The sequence below is a fragment of the Enterobacter cloacae complex sp. R_G8 genome (assembly GCF_024599795.1).
Lineage (GTDB): Bacteria > Pseudomonadota > Gammaproteobacteria > Enterobacterales > Enterobacteriaceae > Enterobacter > Enterobacter dissolvens.
The window spans coordinates 4,334,843-4,351,289 of record NZ_CP102246.1; the positions used below are offsets into that span (position 1 = coordinate 4,334,843).

Here is a 16,447-nt window from a genome sequence, read left to right on the forward strand (position 1 = left end):
TCAGGTTCTCTCCGTTTTACTTAACCACATTTCATCCATGCCACCACCGCGAATATGCATCGGATAAACGTGCTCTGAGCCATCAACAATGACATCCATGAAAACAAGGCGGTTGTTTTTAACGTGTTCAAGTGCTTCAGCAAGTTTCGCTTCAAGCTCTGCCGGCTCGGTCACCCTCATCCCGACATGACCATAGGCTTCGGCCAGACGAACAAAATCCGGCAGTGACTTCATGTAAGATTGAGAATGGCGACCAGAGTAGATCATATCCTGCCACTGCTTCACCATACCGAGATAACCGTTATTGAGGTTCAGAACCAGTACCGGCAGCTCATATTGCAACGCGGTGGAAAGCTCCTGGATATTCATCTGAATACTGCCATCACCCGTGACGCAGACGACGGTTTCATCCGGCAGCGCAAGCTTGACGCCCAGCGCGGCAGGCAATCCAAAGCCCATCGTCCCCAGACCACCCGAGTTTATCCAGTGACGTGGTTTATCGAACGGATAATAGAGGGCGGCAAACATCTGATGCTGACCCACATCTGATGTGACATACGCTTCACCTTTTGTCAGACGCCAGAGGGTTTCGATCACCGCCTGCGGCTTAATGTTCTCGCTTTGCGTATCGTATTTAAGGCACTGACGCGCACGCCACTGCTCAATCTGCTGCCACCAGTCGCGGATCTCATCCAACGGTTGTGAAGGGGTTTCCTGCGCCAGCAACTCCAGCATTTGTTCCAGGACCTGTCGGGCGTCCCCAACAATCGGCACATCTGCTGGCACCGTTTTCGAGATAGAAGTCGGATCGATATCAATATGCAGCACGGTGGCGTTCGGGCAATATTTCGCCAGGTTGTTGGTCGTGCGATCGTCAAAGCGCACGCCGACGGCGAAGATCACATCAGAATGGTGCATCGTCATGTTGGCTTCATAGGTACCGTGCATCCCCAACATACCCAAAGCCTGGCGATGCGTCGCCGGGAACGCCCCCAGTCCCATCAGTGAAGAGGCGACAGGGAGATTCAATTTTTCAATCAGCGCACGCAACTGCGTTTCACACGCAGAGTTAACTGCGCCGCCTCCCACATAGACTACCGGCTTTTTCGCGGACAGCAGCGTTTGCAACGCCCGCTTGATCTGGCCTTTATGTCCCTGAGTCGTTGGGTTATAGGAGCGCATGCTTACCGTTTCCGGCCAGACATACGGCAGTTTGTTTGCCGGGTTCAGTATATCCTTCGGCAGATCAACCACCACAGGACCTGGACGCCCACTCGCCGCCAGCCAGAACGCTTTTTTCAGTACGCCGGGAATGTCTTCAGTTTGCTTCACCAGGAAACTGTGCTTCACAACAGGACGGGAAATCCCCACCATGTCGCACTCCTGAAACGCATCGTAGCCAATCAGGGATGTTGCGACCTGGCCGGAAAGAATGACCAGCGGAATGGAGTCCATATATGCCGTCGCAATGCCGGTAATCGCGTTTGTGGCACCGGGACCCGAGGTGACCAATACCACCCCCACTTCACCCGTCGCACGCGCCAGCCCGTCAGCCATGTGCACCGCCGCCTGTTCGTGGCGCACCAAAACATGGTCAATGCCGCCAACCGTATGGAGCGCATCATAAATATCGAGAACGGCGCCTCCTGGATAGCCGAACACTTGTTTCACGCCCTGATCGATTAGCGATCGGACGACCATTTCCGCGCCAGACAACATCTCCATGCTTTGCCTCCAGGCATTTTGTTATAGACGGACTGCAGAATTCATTTCCACACCGTCTTACGATCGTGATGAACCAATCTTATATTTTGCAGAGTGATCGTTACCTTAACCGCTCGTTATGAGGCAGGCAATTAGCAAACCAGGCGAGATAAACGGTGCATAAAGCAGAAAAGACAGGCTTCAGGAGAGGATATGGTTAATTCCTCTGTGATTCGTTGATGAGGTGATAAATCATCGTTGAAAAGCGCGACGTTTCAGGAAATCATCTATTTTTGCGAGCCTGGCAACAGCCAGAAAAAATAACAACAGCACAAAACACCGGAAAAATAAAAACACACAGGATAAACCACACACCAGGATGCGATTTACCCTGACGCGCTTATCGGCGACAAATGCTAATAAGCAGCTCTTCCATCCACTGATGGCCTTTATCCCGGCCTGCTGCTTCATGCCAGGAAAGATAACAGGTACGACTATTGAGCTTGAGTGGCAACGGCAGAATTTGCAGATTTAACTGTTCAGAAAACTCCTCTGCCAGCCAACGCGGTGCAATCGCCACCAGGTGGGTTTGAGAAACCACGTTTAATACGCTGACCATTGCCATTCCCTGATAAGCCACGCTCGCCTGCTTATCCGCAGTGTCATACCACGGCAAACTAAATGAGGCATATCGGTCGAGGGCAACCACGGCGTGCTGCTCGTTATAAACATCACTTTCACGCAGTGGCGTATTCATTCGCGGATGCGTTTTACTGGCAACCAGTACCATTTCATCTTTAAACAGAGGTACGCAGGAAAATTCCGGCCGACGAAATTCTTCGTATCCCAGAACAAACTCAATTTCCTGATACCGAAGCTGATGCTCCGTGTTCTGATTAAGCGATGATTTAAATACCAGGTGAATATTTGGCGCTATTTCTTCCACTTTATTGTATATAACCGATGTCAAATAATTGTCTAACGGACTGCATACACAAAGATGGAAAACACGCTCACTGCTTAAGGGCTCAAAACCCGATCCCGGCAGCTCGTTCTGCACCAACTGCAGCGCCTGGCGGATGGAGCCAAACAGTTGAAATGCACGCGCCGTGGGTTGAATCCCCCTGCCGTAACGAACAAACAATTCGTCGTTAAACATCAGCTTAAGCCGGGATACCGCATTGCTGACGGCAGGCTGAGACATCCCCAGAGACTGCGCTGCTCGCGTGATATTCTGTTCCTGCATCACCGCGTCAAAGACGGTCAACAGATTGAGATCAACGGTGCGTAGCTGAGGTTTGACCCCATTATAAACCTGAGGTTGATTAATATTATTTTCTGGCATTCCTGGCTCCACTGTCACGCTAAACTCCCTTTGCCAATTTACTGTAATAAACTCGAAAAATATGATTTACCATGCAGATACAACCAGCGAAAGAGAATTATTTAAAATTCGGAAAATATAAAGAACACCGCTTCAAAAGAGTGACATTACACATCTTATTGATGACGAGGTGAAATTGAGTATGAATGATAACAATGACATTATGGTTTGCATGAAACCATAATTAAGACAAATACTCAATCACCCTTCAGTTAATGATAACTTTAGTATTATTAAACTATTCACCTGATCGCACAGCAAACAATTAACAAAGTCGTATCAATGCTCACGTCTTATTTGCTACAAAACCATTCACCGCAATTATAAATTAATGAATTTAAACTGCTTTTCTCGCCCACCCCATCCATTACAGACCTATGTTGAATTGATACTAATTATATTTAAATCGTTCCAAAGATGAATCTCCAGTCCAAAAATAGACTTTTCGAAAGGCATAAAAGATAAAAACCAGCACAATTAGCTAATACAAACTCACCACGACTTTCTCCGTTCGGGCTCGTTTTTCTCTTCAGGGGTTGACATCAACCACCATATCCAGTACCACTAAAAGCATATTGAATTTAACGGAGCACGATTCATGATTCGCACCATTCGTTTCACCGGTCTACTACTACTAAACGCATCCTCTGTGCGCGGTAGACTGGCGGGCGAAATTCAGCGTTGAATCGTCACCAGTAAGACTAGAAACCCGCGCCATTGCGCGGGTTTTTTTATGCTCGTAGCAAGGCGCCCTAAGACTGACAAGGACCTAACCCATGAGCCAGCAAGTCATTATTTTCGATACCACTTTACGTGACGGTGAACAGGCATTACAGGCGAGCCTGAGTGTGAAAGAGAAACTGCAGATCGCGCTGGCTCTCGAACGTATGGGTGTCGACGTGATGGAGGTGGGTTTCCCTGTCTCTTCTCCGGGTGATTTCGAATCGGTACAGACCATCGCACGCACCATCAAAAACAGCCGCGTCTGTGGTCTGGCACGCTGCGTTGAGAAAGACATCGACGTTGCCGCCGAGTCACTGAAAGTGGCTGAAGCCTTCCGTATCCATACTTTTATTGCCACATCCCCCATGCACATCGCCACCAAGTTGCGCAGTACGCTCGACGAGGTGATTGAACGCGCGGTATACATGGTCAAACGTGCACGTAACTATACGGATGATGTTGAATTCTCATGCGAAGATGCAGGCCGCACGCCAATTGACGATCTGGCGCGGGTAGTGGAAGCCGCCATCAATGCCGGCGCCAAAACCATCAACATCCCGGATACCGTCGGCTACACCATGCCGTTTGAATTCTCCAACATCATTACTGGCTTGTATGAACGTGTGCCAAACATTGATAAGGCGATTATCTCTGTTCATACCCACGACGATTTAGGCCTGGCCGTCGGGAACGCCATCGCCGCCGTTCACGCCGGTGCCCGACAGGTAGAAGGTGCGATGAATGGTATCGGTGAACGTGCAGGTAACTGTTCACTGGAAGAAGTGATCATGGCAATTAAGGTGCGCAAAGACATCATGAACGTGCACACCCGCATCAATCACAATGAAATCTGGCGTACCAGTCAGACCGTCAGCCAGATTTGCAACATGCCTATTCCAGCCAACAAAGCGATTGTTGGTACCGGCGCATTCGCGCACTCTTCCGGTATTCATCAGGATGGCGTGCTGAAAAACCGCGAAAACTACGAAATCATGACCCCGGAATCCATTGGTCTGAACCAGGTACAGTTGAACCTGACGTCCCGCTCAGGTCGCGCGGCAGTGAAGCACCGTATGGAAGAAATGGGTTACAAAGACAGCGATTACAACATGGATCAGTTGTATGACGCGTTCCTGAAGCTGGCCGACAAAAAAGGTCAGGTGTTCGACTATGACCTGGAAGCGTTGGCCTTCATTAATAAGCAGCAGGAAGAGCCAGAACACTTCCGCCTGGATTACTTCAGCGTGCAGTCCGGCTCCAGCGATATCGCGACGGCGTCCGTTAAGCTGGCCTGTGGGGATGAGATTAAAGCGGAAGCGGCAAATGGTAATGGTCCTGTCGATGCCATCTACCAGGCCATTAATCGCGTCACCGAATACGACGTTGAACTGGTCAAATATGACCTGACGGCCAAAGGCCATGGCAAAGACGCGCTCGGTCAGGTGGATATCGTGGTCAACTATAACGGCCGTCGCTTCCATGGTGTAGGTCTGGCGACCGATATCGTCGAATCCTCTGCCAAAGCGATGGTGCATGTCCTGAACAATATCTGGCGCGCCGCTGAAGTTGAAAAAGAGTTGCAACACAAAGCTCAGAATAAAGAGAACAACAAGGAAACCGTGTAATGTCGAAGAATTACCATATTGCTGTGTTGCCGGGTGACGGTATTGGCCCGGAAGTGATGGCACAGGCGCTGAAAGTACTGGAAGCCGTTCGCTCGCGTTTTGCGATGAAAATTACCACCAGCCACTACGACGTGGGCGGTATTGCTATCGATAATCACGGTACGCCGCTGCCAAAGGCAACCGTTGAGGGCTGCGAGAACGCCGATGCCGTCCTGTTTGGTTCCGTGGGTGGCCCGAAATGGGAACACCTGCCACCCGCAGAGCAGCCAGAGCGCGGTGCGCTGCTGCCGCTGCGTAAACACTTTAAGCTGTTCAGCAACCTGCGTCCGGCGAAGCTCTATCAGGGCCTGGAAGAGTTCTGCCCACTGCGTGCGGATATTGCCGCCAATGGCTTCGATATACTGTGCGTGCGTGAACTGACTGGCGGCATCTATTTTGGCCAGCCAAAAGGTCGCGAAGGCAGCGGTCAGCATGAAAAAGCCTTTGATACCGAGGTTTATCACCGTTTCGAAATTGAACGTATCGCCCATATCGCTTTCGAGTCTGCGCGCAAACGCCGCCATAAAGTGACCTCTATTGATAAAGCGAACGTGCTGCAGTCTTCCATCCTGTGGCGTGAAATCGTCAGTGAAGTCGCGAAGCAATACCCTGACGTTGAGCTGTCGCATATGTACATCGACAACGCGACAATGCAATTGATTAAAGATCCGTCCCAGTTTGACGTGCTGCTGTGCTCTAACCTGTTCGGCGATATTCTCTCGGATGAGTGCGCGATGATCACCGGCTCCATGGGCATGCTGCCATCAGCGAGCCTGAATGAAGAAGGGTTTGGTCTGTACGAGCCGGCAGGTGGCTCCGCGCCGGATATCGCAGGTAAAAACATTGCTAACCCAATTGCGCAGATCCTCTCTTTGGCTCTGCTGCTGCGCTACAGCCTGGATGCAGGCGATGCAGCGACCGCAATTGAAAACGCCATTAATCGCGCGTTAGAAGAAGGCGTCCGTACCGGTGATTTAGCACGCGGCACGGCGGCAGTCAGTACCGATGAAATGGGCGACATCATTGCCCGCTATGTCGCTGAAGGGGTGTAATCATGGCGAAGACGTTATATGAAAAATTGTTTGATGCGCACGTTGTCTACGAGGCACCAAACGAAACCCCACTGCTGTATATCGACAGGCATCTGGTACATGAAGTGACCTCTCCACAGGCATTTGACGGCCTGCGTGCGCACAAACGCCCGGTACGTCAGCCGGGTAAAACCTTCGCGACAATGGATCACAACGTTTCCACTCAGACCAAAGATATCAATGCGTCGGGTGAAATGGCGCGTATTCAGATGCAGGAGTTGATTAAGAACTGTAACGAGTTTGGCGTTGAGCTCTACGATTTGAACCATCCGTATCAGGGTATCGTTCACGTCATGGGGCCAGAGCAGGGTATTACCCTGCCCGGCATGACCATCGTCTGCGGTGACTCCCATACCGCCACACACGGTGCATTCGGTGCCCTGGCGTTCGGTATTGGCACCTCTGAAGTTGAGCATGTTCTGGCTACGCAGACCCTGAAACAGGGCCGAGCCAAAACCATGAAGATTGAAGTGAAAGGCAAAGCCGCACCAGGGATCACCGCGAAAGACATCGTGCTGGCCATCATTGGTAAAACGGGCAGCGCCGGCGGTACGGGGCACGTTGTTGAATTCTGCGGTGAGGCTATTCAGGCGCTGAGCATGGAAGGTCGTATGACTCTGTGCAATATGGCCATCGAGATGGGGGCAAAAGCAGGCCTGGTGGCGCCAGACGAAACCACGTTTAACTATGTGAAAGGGCGTCTGCATGCGCCGAAAGGTCAGGATTACGCTGACGCCGTCGCGTACTGGAAAACCCTGAAAACTGACGATGGCGCTGTCTTTGATACCGTTGTTACCCTGCAGGCGGAAGAGATTGCCCCGCAGGTGACCTGGGGGACCAATCCGGGTCAGGTCATTTCCGTGAATGACACCATCCCCGATCCGGCCTCATTTGCCGATCCGGTCGAACGCGCCAGCGCCGAAAAAGCGCTGGCTTATATGGGCCTGAAACCCGGCGTGCCGTTGACCGATGTGACGATTGATAAAGTCTTTATCGGCTCCTGCACTAACTCGCGCATCGAAGATTTGCGCGCCGCGGCGGAGATCGCCAAAGGCCGTAAAGTGGCACCAGGCGTACAGGCGCTGGTCGTGCCAGGATCTGGCCCGGTAAAAGCGCAGGCGGAAGCCGAAGGCCTGGATAAGATCTTTATCGAAGCGGGCTTCGAGTGGCGCTTGCCTGGCTGCTCCATGTGTCTGGCCATGAACAATGACCGCCTGAATCCTGGCGAACGTTGTGCCTCCACCAGTAACCGTAACTTTGAAGGCCGCCAGGGCCGCGGTGGGCGCACCCATCTGGTCAGCCCGGCCATGGCCGCCGCTGCGGCAGTTACCGGCCATTTCGCCGATATTCGCAGCCTGAAATAAGGAGACAATCATGGCAGAGAAATTTACCCAACATACAGGCCGGGTTGTCCCCCTGGACGCCGCTAATGTCGACACCGATGCAATCATTCCGAAGCAGTTTTTGCAGAAGGTCACCCGCACCGGTTTTGGCGCTCATCTGTTTAACGACTGGCGTTTTCTGGATGATAAAGGCCAGGTTCCTGACCCGGAATTTGTACTGAACTTCCCGGAATATAAAGGCGCCTCCATTCTGCTGGCGCGGGAAAACTTTGGCTGCGGTTCATCGCGCGAGCACGCGCCATGGGCACTGACCGACTACGGCTTTAAAGTCGTGATCGCCCCGAGCTTTGCGGATATCTTCTACGGCAACAGCTTCAACAACCAGCTTCTGCCAGTGACGCTGAGTGACGAGCAAGTGGATGAATTGTTCGTGCTGGTTAAGGCAAATCCGGGCATGTCGTTTGAAGTGGATCTGGAAGCGGAAGTGGTGAAAGCCGGGGATAAGATCTATAACTTCAGCATCGATGCCTTCCGTCGTCACTGTATGCTGAACGGCCTGGACAGCATTGGCCTGACGCTTCAGCACGAACACGCCATCTCCGCGTACGAGAAAAAACAGCCTGCGTTTATGGGCTAAAGGCAATGGCCCGCACGATGCGGGCCATTGATAAGGGTGCATTGAGGCTCAACCACTCTGGAGAGGCGGGGAACTTTCCCCGCCCATACCGCTAACGTTTTGCTTCGTAAGCCAACACTGCTGCCAGCTCTGTTTTCTCCTGTCTGAAATGCAGTTCACACAGTGAATCACGCACCATCCAGGTGAAGATCAACAGCGTTGTACAGATCAGAAACAAACCTAACAGCAGAGTACGTTTTGGCATTCCAGCCTCCTTATTGCTTTTCGGCAATGAAGAGACTAACCTCGCAATGTTGGTTGTGAAGTTGGTCTCCCCATCAGTTTTTTGATGTGGGACTCTCCACTGTTTGCCTCTTGCGAAAGCCTGAGGCAAACAGCCTCAAGCACCCGCCACGCACTCTATGTGTCTTCTCAGGTCCTGTCAGAAAATCGTTTCATTTCGTGAAGACGCCTTCCAGAATCAAACGTCTTTTACGCGCCAGGTCAGCATCAGCGTAAGAACAGATATGGCCGCTATCATCCAGTACACCGCTGCATGTCCGTAGCTTTGTGACAGCGCCCCCTGAATCACCCCCGCCAGAATCACCCCCGTGGAGATGCTGTTGGTAAAGAGTGTGGTCGCCGAACCCGCCCGCCCGGGCATTAGATCCTGGAACCAGAGCATCCCTATTCCGGCCACAATCCCGATAAACACAGCATTAAACAGCTGCAGTGCCAGCAACGCCTCTCGTGAATGGAAGAAAATGAGCCCCAGGTAGAACAGCACCCCGGCCGCTACGGCTACCACCATCATCCGGCGTTTTCCGAGATATTTGACGTAGTACCCCGCCAGAATCATCGCCGGAATTTCCAGCCCGGCAGCCGTCCCCATTAAGATCCCGGCGAGCTTATCAGGCAGCCCCAGATCACTGCTGATCCATAGCGGCATATCGATGATATACATGGTGTTGCAGGTCCACATCAGCGTGGAAGCGATAAACAGCATACGGACGTTTTTATCCTGCCAGCCGCTCACCTGTGTAATGGGTTTATCCGCTGTCTGTTCGACACGCGCCACTGACGGTAGCGCGAAGGCAATCAGTGCCAGACTAATGGCAAAAATCCCCGCAGCGATGGAAAACATGGCGGTAAAACCGTAATTCAGCGCCAGCATAAAGGCCAACGGCGGACCAATGACCCATGCAAGAGAGAGCTGCGCACGCATCACCGAGCTAAACATCACCACTTCCCGCGCCGAATTATCGGCATATTCCCGGGCCAGCGCGAAGAGTTGCGGCATGGCGGTGTTTGCCAGTGAGGCCAGCAGCACGCCGCAAGTGATCAGCGTCAGGTAGTGACGATTAAAGGCAAACAGCAGCGCGTTACCCACGGCCATGGCGCAACAAAAGAGGATCAACTTACGGCGATCGCCCTGGCTGTCGGATCGTTTCGCCAGCCACAGGCTGACCAGGATCCCGGCGATGGCGTTCACGGTATAAAACAGACCGATCCAGAACGGCTGCGCCCCCACCTCCCGACTGAGAAAAAGACTCAGCGTCGGTGCCTGCAACGCCCCCGCCACGCCCATCATAAAGGCCACCAGCATAAAAGCGGCATACACGCCGTTCAGGCGTCGCCCCATTGTCATTAACCAGAGCATCTGCAAGTCCTTGTGAAAGCGAATCGAATTGGGTGAAAGAATAAACGAAAAAAGCCAGCAAAAAACATTTTGCTGGCGGGTGATAAGCACCAATACTCAGTCACACATGATCGAGGCGAGTTAGCGAGAAGAGGTCGGTTTCGTAACGTCCCACTGCATCAATTCTTCTAACATTTTCAGCCGTTGCTCAGCACACTGACGGGCCAGCCAGGACGTTCCTTTTGTCGCTGAAAAGTACTGCTGATAAAACTGACGAGCGGTAGACCTCTTCATAATTTACCTCCTCACTTCATCAGGAAGAATTATTGGCTTAATATAGGGATTAATAAATTGCTGATTTTTTGTCAGGAGTTCCCCTTTTATGCCTTCTGGTCGTCTGCAACAACAATTTATCCGCCTCTGGCAGTGCTGCGAAGGGCAATCGCAGGAGACCACGCTCAACGAACTGGCAGAGCTCCTTAACTGCTCCCGACGTCATATGCGCACGCTGCTTAACACCATGCAGCAACAGGGCTGGTTAAACTGGGAAGCCGAAGCAGGACGCGGCAAACGCTCACGCCTGACCTTTCTCTATACCGGCCTGGCCTTGCAGCAACAGCGAGCGGAAGATCTGCTGGAACAGGACCGAATCGATCAGCTGGTGCAACTGGTGGGCGATAAAGCCGCAGTACGTCAAATGCTGGTCTCTCATCTCGGGCGAAGTTTCCGTCAGGGCCGCCACATCCTGCGCGTGCTCTACTATCGTCCGATGAAAAATCTGCTCCCCGGCACGGCATTACGCCGTTCAGAAACCCATATGGCCCGACAAATTTTCAGCGGCCTGACGCGGATAAATGAGGAAAACGGGGAACTGGAAGCTGATATTGCGCACCACTGGCAGCAACTTTCCCCGCTTCACTGGCGCTTCTTCTTACGTCCCGGCATCCACTTTCATCACGGCCGCGAGCTGGAAATGCGCGATGTCATCGCGTCTCTGGAACGTGCCCGCAAGCTTCCGCTCTACTCGCACATTTCGCGGATTCACTCCCCTACGGCCTGGACGCTGGATATTGAACTGTCTCAGCCGGACAAATGGCTTCCCTGGTTGCTGGGCTATGTGCCCTCGATGATTCTGCCCGGTGAATGGGGATCACTGGACAATTTTGCCAGTCAACCTATTGGCACCGGCCCCTATGCCGTGTCGCGTAATAATAATAACCAGCTGAAAATTCGCGCGTTTGATGACTATTTTGGTTACCGGGCGCTGATCGACGAAGTGAACGTCTGGGTATTACCGGATCTCAATGAAGAGCTCAGCGCCGGGCTGACGCTTGAAGGTCCCACTACGGGTGAAAAGGCGGTGGAAAGTCGCCTTGAAGAGGGCTGCTACTATCTGCTGTTTGACAGTCGCACCCACCGGGGAGCCAATCAGGCGGTACGCAAATGGATTAGCCATGTCTTATCCCCCTCCAATCTGATTTACCATGCGGAAGAGCAGTATCAGACGTACTGGTTCCCGGCGTACGGTCTGCTTCCCCGCTGGCATCACGCCCGGCCAGTGCAGTGTGACAAGCCGGCAGGGCTGGAGTCCATCACTCTGACCTACTACCGCGAGCACGTGGAGCATCGTTTTATCGCCAGAATCATGACCAGACTGCTGGCCGCAGAAGGTGTTCAGCTGACGATCCAGGAGGTCGACTATGATGAGTGGCATCGTGGCGATATCGTAAGCGATATCTGGCTGAACAGCGCCAACTTCACCCTGCCGCTCGATTTCTCGCTCTTCTCACACCTGTATGAAGTCCCGCTGATCCAGCACTGTATCGATCGGGACTGGCAGCAGGACGCCGCACAGTGGCGCGCGGGCGAGATGAATCTGGCCACATGGTGTCAGGCGCTGCTGGCCGAACAGGCGATCGTGCCGCTGATCCACCACTGGCTGATGATCCAGGGTCAACGCAGTATGCGGGGGTTACGGATGAATACGCTCGGCTGGTTTGATTTTAAATCCGCCTGGTTTGCGCCACCCGAGCCATAACACTTTCGTAATATTCGCCAAATCATTACAATACCGCCGTTCTCAACGGGGTGCTGCATCACTGATGTGCGCTGAGATAATACCCGTCGAACCTGATCCGGATAACGCCGGCGAAGGGATTTGAGGCTGTCGCTCAAAATCCTTTGCCACTCAACCTTGAGGTGCAAAGTGTTAAAAAAAGTGCTTCCCCTGCTGGCGCTGTTTGCGCTGCCTGCTTTCGCAAAACCCGTCCTGACGGTCTACACCTACGACTCCTTTTCTGCCGACTGGGGCCCAGGCCCGGTAGTCAAAAAAGCCTTTGAAGCCGACTGCGACTGCGAACTGAAATTCGTGGCGCTGGAAGATGGCGTCTCGCTGCTTAATCGTCTGCGTATGGAAGGCAAAAACAGTAAGGCCGACGTGGTACTCGGCCTGGATAACAACCTGCTGGATGCGGCGTCGCAAACAAAACTGTTCGCCAAAAGCGGCGTGGCGGCAGAGGCGGTTAACGTGCCGGGCGGCTGGAAGAACGACACCTTTGTGCCGTTCGATTACGGATATTTTGCGTTTGTCTACGATAAAAACAAGCTGAAGAATCCGCCGAAAAGCCTGAAGGAGCTGGTGGAAAGCGACCAAAAATGGCGCGTGATTTATGAAGATCCGCGCACCAGCACGCCGGGTCTGGGTCTGCTGCTGTGGATGCAGAAGGTCTATGGTGATAAAACGCCGGAAGCGTGGCAGAAGCTGGCCGCCAAAACCGTGACCGTCACCAAAGGCTGGAGCGAGGCCTATGGTCTGTTCCTGAAAGGGGAGAGCGACCTGGTGCTGAGCTACACCACCTCCCCGGCTTATCACATTATCGCCGAGAAGAAAGACAACTACGCCGCCGCTGATTTCGCTGAAGGACATTATCTGCAGGTGGAAGTGGCCGCCCGCACTGCCGCCAGCAAGCAGCCGGAACTGGCCGAGAAGTTTTTGAAATTCATGGTTTCCCCGGCGTTCCAGAATGCGATCCCAACGGGTAACTGGATGTATCCGGTGACCAACGTGACGCTGCCTGCCGGCTTTGAGCAACTGACCAAACCGCAAACCTCGCTGGAGTTTACGCCGCAGCAGGTCGCCGCGCAGCGAGCAGCATGGGTAAGTGAATGGCAACGCGCCGTCAGCCGCTAATTCCCGGCTGGTTATTTCCCGGACTGCTCGCCGCCGTAGTGATGGTGGCGGTCAGTCTCGGCGCTTTTCTGGCATTGTGGTTTAACGCGCCGGAGAGTGATCTGCTCTCCCTCTGGCACGACAGCTATCTCTGGCATGTCATCCGGTTCTCTTTCTGGCAGGCGTTTCTCTCTGCCCTGCTGTCGGTGATCCCGGCCATTTTTCTCGCGCGGGCGCTCTACCGCAGACGCTTCCCCGGCAGGGAGGCGCTGTTGAGACTGTGCGCCATGACGCTGATCCTGCCCGTTCTGGTGGCGGTATTTGGGATCCTGAGCGTGTATGGTCGTCAGGGCTGGTTGGCCGCTCTCTTTAACCTGCTTGGTCTGGAGTGGACCTTCTCCCCTTACGGGCTGAAAGGTATTCTGCTGGCACACATCTTTTTCAACATGCCCATGGCGACCCGGCTTTTTTTACAGGCGCTGGAGGCTATCCCCGGCGAGCAGCGTCAGCTTGCGGCACAGCTGGGTATGCGCGGCTGGTCATTCTTCCGCTTTGTCGAATGGCCATGGCTGCGCCGTCAAATCCCTCCGGTTGCGGCGCTGATCTTTATGCTCTGTTTTGCCAGTTTCGCCACCGTACTTTCACTTGGTGGCGGGCCACAGGCCACCACCATCGAACTGGCGATTTACCAGGCGCTGAGTTACGACTACGACCCCGGCCGCGCTGCGCTTCTGGCTCTGGTACAGATGCTGTGCTGTCTTGTGCTGGTCCTGCTGAGTCAGCGTCTGAGCAAAGCCATTCCACCGGGCAGTCATCAGATTACAGGCTGGCGCGATCCACAGGACAGCCTGCACAGCCGAATCGCGGATGGGATGTTGATCGTACTGGCCCTGCTGCTGCTTCTGCCGCCGCTGCTGGCCGTTATCGTCGATGGCGTTAACCTTAACCTCGTCTCCGTGTTGCAACAGCCCGTCCTCTGGCAGGCGACCTGGACATCCTTGCGCATTGCGCTGGCTGCCGGGCTATTGTGTGTCGTGCTGACCATGATGCTGCTGTGGAGCAGCCGTGAACTTTATGCACGCCAGGCGCGCAAAGCCGGGCAAGCGCTGGAGCTGACGGGAATGTTGATCCTGGCAATGCCGGGCATCGTCCTGGCAACCGGCTTCTTTTTAGTGTTCAACAGTACGGTTGGTCTGCCGGAAAGCGCCGACGGGATCGTGATTTTTACCAACGCCCTGATGGCCATCCCCTATGCGTTGAAGGTTCTGGAAAATCCCATGCGCGACATCAACAGCCGCTATGCTTTGCTGTGTCAGTCGCTCGGCATGCAGGGCTGGAAGCGGCTAAAGGTAGTCGAACTGCGCGCGCTAAAACGCCCGCTGGCTCAGGCGCTGGCCTTCGCTTGTGTGCTCTCCATTGGTGACTTTGGTGTGGTGGCGCTCTTCGGCAATGAAGATTTCCGCACGCTGCCGTACTGGCTGTATCAGCAGATCGGGTCCTACCGCAGCCAGGAGGGGGCCGTCACGGCGCTGTTACTGCTGTTGCTGTGCTTTGCCTTATTTACCGTTATCGAAAAACTTCCGGGGCGCAATGTTAAAACTGACTGATGTCACCTGGCTCTACCAGCATCTGCCTATGCGTTTCACCCTCTCTGTGCGTCAGGGGGAGATGATTGCCGTACTTGGCCCAAGCGGGGCAGGCAAGAGCACCTTGCTCAATCTGATTGCCGGTTTTCTGCAACCGGCGAGCGGGTCAATAGAGATTGAAAACAACGACCATACCCTCACCCCGCCCGCCAGGCGTCCGGTCTCGATGCTGTTCCAGGAAAATAATCTGTTCACCCATCTGACGGTGCGGCAAAACATCGCGCTGGGTATGGATCCGGGGCTGAAACTGAACGACGCCCAGCGCCAGAAGCTGGAGAGGATTGCCGGGCAAATGGGCATCACCACGTTTATTGACCGGCTCCCCGGAGAGCTCTCTGGCGGACAACGTCAGCGCGTGGCGCTGGCTCGCTGTCTGGTACGCGAACAACCGGTGCTGCTGCTGGATGAGCCCTTCTCTGCACTCGACCCTGCCTTGCGCCAGGAGATGCTCACGCTGGTACAGGAGGTCTGCCAGCGTCAGCAGCTGACGATGCTGATGGTGTCACACAGTATCGAGGATGCCGCACGCATCGCCCCGCGATCGGTGGTGATCGCGGAGGGGCGTATCGTGTGGGATGGTGAAACCGAAGAGTTGATGAGTGGCAAAGCAAGCGCGTCGCACCTGCTGGGGATCCTTAACGGCTGACAACCTTTAACAGGATCTCACCGTACACCGGCATCAGCGGATGACGAACCAGCGCAATCAGCGCCACGACGGCAACACCCAGCGTCAGCGGTGCCAGCCACAGCAAACGCGAGCGAGGCAGATAGCGCGTAAGACGATCGACATTCGCTTTCGCGCTGCGCCATAGTCGCCAGCACAACCATGCCGCGAGCCATAACAGCAGCGCTGTTGCCAGCAGTAGCCATTTAAAACCGCCGCTTTGCATATCGTCAGGAATATCAATTGCCGCCCCCGCCAGGATCCCCGGCAGGAAGTAAAACGGAGGCCAGAAGACGCAACCGATAATGTTCGGCACAACGAATTTTGCGACGGGCAGATCCAGCATCCCGGCCACCATCGGCACCAGCGGACGCGTTGGCCCGACAAAACGTCCCACGAGAATAGTAAACATGCTGTGCTGATGCAGCGCATGCTCGGTTTTATCCAGCAACGCTTTGTTCTTCTTCATGAAAGACCAGCGGTGCAGCGGCTTCTTGAAACGCCAGCCCAGCCAGAAGGAGATCCAGTCGCCCAGTAAGCAGCCGATAATACCGGCCAGCCACGCCTGCCAGAAATTGACCTCACCGCTGCCAATCAACGCGCCCAACGCCGCCATCATCACAGTGCCGGGCAGGATAAGCCCAACCAGCGCCAGCGATTCCAGAAATGCCACCAGCGCAACGGCGATAAGCGAATACATAACGGACTGGGTAATAAAATGTTCCAGCAATGCCTGCATAACTATTCCGGTCAGAAAACGAATCAGGGATTCTGCTTAGCACCCTGCACCGCGTCAAGACAACA

Annotated in this window: 15 protein-coding genes and 1 riboswitch; of the genes, 9 read left to right on the forward strand and 6 right to left on the reverse strand. The window is 53.9% G+C overall.

The window, feature by feature from the left end:
* Together ilvI and leuO are read right to left on the reverse strand one after the other, a co-directional pair.
* The gene (gene ilvI, locus NQ842_RS20475; protein WP_063426370.1) at window positions 1-1,725 is read right to left on the reverse strand and encodes an acetolactate synthase 3 large subunit; all 1,725 of its coding nucleotides are present in this window, start codon (window positions 1,723-1,725) and stop codon (window positions 1-3) included.
* Between the two features lie 379 nt (window positions 1,726-2,104).
* Window positions 2,105-3,049, reverse strand: coding sequence for a transcriptional regulator LeuO (gene leuO / locus NQ842_RS20480; RefSeq protein ID WP_046889336.1), 945 nt, complete (start codon window positions 3,047-3,049; stop codon window positions 2,105-2,107).
* A gap of 637 nt (window positions 3,050-3,686) precedes the next feature.
* Between leuO and leuL the strand changes: the two genes are divergently transcribed.
* The 5 genes from leuL (at window position 3,687) to leuD (ending at window position 8,546) form a co-directional block, all read left to right on the forward strand.
* Complete coding sequence (gene leuL / locus NQ842_RS23445) at window positions 3,687-3,773, forward strand: leu operon leader peptide (protein ID WP_071830037.1); 87 nt, start codon at window positions 3,687-3,689, stop codon at window positions 3,771-3,773.
* Between the two features lie 91 nt (window positions 3,774-3,864).
* Window positions 3,865-5,436, forward strand: coding sequence for a 2-isopropylmalate synthase (gene leuA / locus NQ842_RS20485; protein ID WP_257256263.1), 1,572 nt, complete (start codon window positions 3,865-3,867; stop codon window positions 5,434-5,436).
* Window positions 5,436-6,527, forward strand: a complete 1,092-nt coding sequence (gene leuB / locus NQ842_RS20490; protein ID WP_014882533.1) for a 3-isopropylmalate dehydrogenase — start codon at window positions 5,436-5,438, stop codon at window positions 6,525-6,527. Before leuA ends, leuB begins: the two co-directional genes overlap by 1 nt.
* Before the next feature lie 2 nt (window positions 6,528-6,529).
* Window positions 6,530-7,930 carry a 3-isopropylmalate dehydratase large subunit gene (leuC, locus tag NQ842_RS20495; RefSeq protein ID WP_014830635.1) on the forward strand — a complete coding sequence of 467 codons (1,401 nt, stop codon included), beginning with the start codon at window positions 6,530-6,532 and terminating at the stop codon, window positions 7,928-7,930.
* A gap of 10 nt (window positions 7,931-7,940) precedes the next feature.
* Window positions 7,941-8,546: a 3-isopropylmalate dehydratase small subunit gene (gene leuD / locus NQ842_RS20500; protein WP_182381927.1), complete on the forward strand. Its 606-nt coding sequence runs from the start codon at window positions 7,941-7,943 to the stop codon at window positions 8,544-8,546.
* 91 nt (window positions 8,547-8,637) lie between these two features.
* Here leuD and NQ842_RS20505 read toward each other — a convergent pair whose 3' ends face one another.
* From NQ842_RS20505 to sgrT, 3 genes are all read right to left on the reverse strand, one after another.
* A complete protein-coding gene (locus tag NQ842_RS20505) occupies window positions 8,638-8,790 on the reverse strand; it encodes a Hok/Gef family protein (protein ID WP_010427008.1) in 153 nt (50 codons plus the stop codon).
* 216 nt (window positions 8,791-9,006) lie between these two features.
* On the reverse strand, window positions 9,007-10,185 hold the full coding sequence (locus NQ842_RS20510; RefSeq protein ID WP_257256264.1) for a sugar efflux transporter: 1,179 nt from the start codon (window positions 10,183-10,185) through the stop codon (window positions 9,007-9,009).
* A 120-nt stretch (window positions 10,186-10,305) separates the two neighbouring features.
* The gene (gene sgrT / locus NQ842_RS20515; protein ID WP_013095557.1) at window positions 10,306-10,458 is read right to left on the reverse strand and encodes a glucose uptake inhibitor SgrT; all 153 of its coding nucleotides are present in this window, start codon (window positions 10,456-10,458) and stop codon (window positions 10,306-10,308) included.
* Between the two features lie 88 nt (window positions 10,459-10,546).
* Here sgrT and sgrR point away from each other — a divergent pair, with 88 nt between their 5' ends.
* The 4 genes from sgrR to thiQ all read left to right on the forward strand — a co-directional run bounded on the left by sgrR (window position 10,547) and on the right by thiQ (window position 15,625).
* Window positions 10,547-12,202 (forward strand): HTH-type transcriptional regulator SgrR, encoded by a 1,656-nt coding sequence (gene sgrR, locus NQ842_RS20520; RefSeq protein ID WP_046889339.1) that lies wholly within the window; start codon window positions 10,547-10,549, stop codon window positions 12,200-12,202.
* A 36-nt stretch (window positions 12,203-12,238) separates the two neighbouring features.
* Window positions 12,239-12,339: riboswitch (TPP riboswitch) on the forward strand.
* A 31-nt stretch (window positions 12,340-12,370) separates the two neighbouring features.
* On the forward strand, window positions 12,371-13,354 hold the full coding sequence (thiB, locus tag NQ842_RS20525; protein WP_257256265.1) for a thiamine ABC transporter substrate binding subunit: 984 nt from the start codon (window positions 12,371-12,373) through the stop codon (window positions 13,352-13,354).
* A complete protein-coding gene (thiP, locus tag NQ842_RS20530; RefSeq protein ID WP_257256266.1) occupies window positions 13,330-14,940 on the forward strand; it encodes a thiamine/thiamine pyrophosphate ABC transporter permease ThiP in 1,611 nt (536 codons plus the stop codon). Before thiB ends, thiP begins: the two co-directional genes overlap by 25 nt.
* Complete coding sequence (gene thiQ, locus NQ842_RS20535; RefSeq protein WP_014830629.1) at window positions 14,924-15,625, forward strand: thiamine ABC transporter ATP-binding protein ThiQ; 702 nt, start codon at window positions 14,924-14,926, stop codon at window positions 15,623-15,625. The genes thiP and thiQ overlap by 17 nt, the downstream gene beginning before the upstream one ends.
* On the opposite strand, the gene NQ842_RS20540 is transcribed toward thiQ, so the two are convergent.
* Window positions 15,615-16,382 carry a DedA family protein gene (locus NQ842_RS20540; protein ID WP_046889342.1) on the reverse strand — a complete coding sequence of 256 codons (768 nt, stop codon included), beginning with the start codon at window positions 16,380-16,382 and terminating at the stop codon, window positions 15,615-15,617. The two genes, thiQ and NQ842_RS20540, sit on opposite strands and share 11 nt — an antisense overlap.
* Between the last annotated feature and the right edge of the window lie 65 nt (window positions 16,383-16,447).

What these genes read in the sequence shown, in the direction of transcription:
- thiQ (WP_014830629.1), top strand. Translation starts at nt 14,924, where the DNA reads ATGTTAAAACTGACTGATGTCACCTGGCTCTACCAGCATCTGCCTATG.
- leuL (WP_071830037.1), top strand. Translation starts at nt 3,687, where the DNA reads ATGATTCGCACCATTCGTTTCACCGGTCTACTACTACTAAACGCATCC.
- NQ842_RS20510 (WP_257256264.1), bottom strand. Translation starts at nt 10,185, where the DNA reads ATGCTCTGGTTAATGACAATGGGGCGACGCCTGAACGGCGTGTATGCC.
- ilvI (WP_063426370.1), bottom strand. Translation starts at nt 1,725, where the DNA reads ATGGAGATGTTGTCTGGCGCGGAAATGGTCGTCCGATCGCTAATCGAT.
- NQ842_RS20505 (WP_010427008.1), bottom strand. Translation starts at nt 8,790, where the DNA reads ATGCCAAAACGTACTCTGCTGTTAGGTTTGTTTCTGATCTGTACAACG.
- sgrR (WP_046889339.1), top strand. Translation starts at nt 10,547, where the DNA reads ATGCCTTCTGGTCGTCTGCAACAACAATTTATCCGCCTCTGGCAGTGC.
- leuB (WP_014882533.1), top strand. Translation starts at nt 5,436, where the DNA reads ATGTCGAAGAATTACCATATTGCTGTGTTGCCGGGTGACGGTATTGGC.
- thiP (WP_257256266.1), top strand. Translation starts at nt 13,330, where the DNA reads ATGGCAACGCGCCGTCAGCCGCTAATTCCCGGCTGGTTATTTCCCGGA.
- sgrT (WP_013095557.1), bottom strand. Translation starts at nt 10,458, where the DNA reads ATGAAGAGGTCTACCGCTCGTCAGTTTTATCAGCAGTACTTTTCAGCG.
- leuA (WP_257256263.1), top strand. Translation starts at nt 3,865, where the DNA reads ATGAGCCAGCAAGTCATTATTTTCGATACCACTTTACGTGACGGTGAA.
- leuO (WP_046889336.1), bottom strand. Translation starts at nt 3,049, where the DNA reads ATGCCAGAAAATAATATTAATCAACCTCAGGTTTATAATGGGGTCAAA.
- NQ842_RS20540 (WP_046889342.1), bottom strand. Translation starts at nt 16,382, where the DNA reads ATGCAGGCATTGCTGGAACATTTTATTACCCAGTCCGTTATGTATTCG.
- leuC (WP_014830635.1), top strand. Translation starts at nt 6,530, where the DNA reads ATGGCGAAGACGTTATATGAAAAATTGTTTGATGCGCACGTTGTCTAC.
- leuD (WP_182381927.1), top strand. Translation starts at nt 7,941, where the DNA reads ATGGCAGAGAAATTTACCCAACATACAGGCCGGGTTGTCCCCCTGGAC.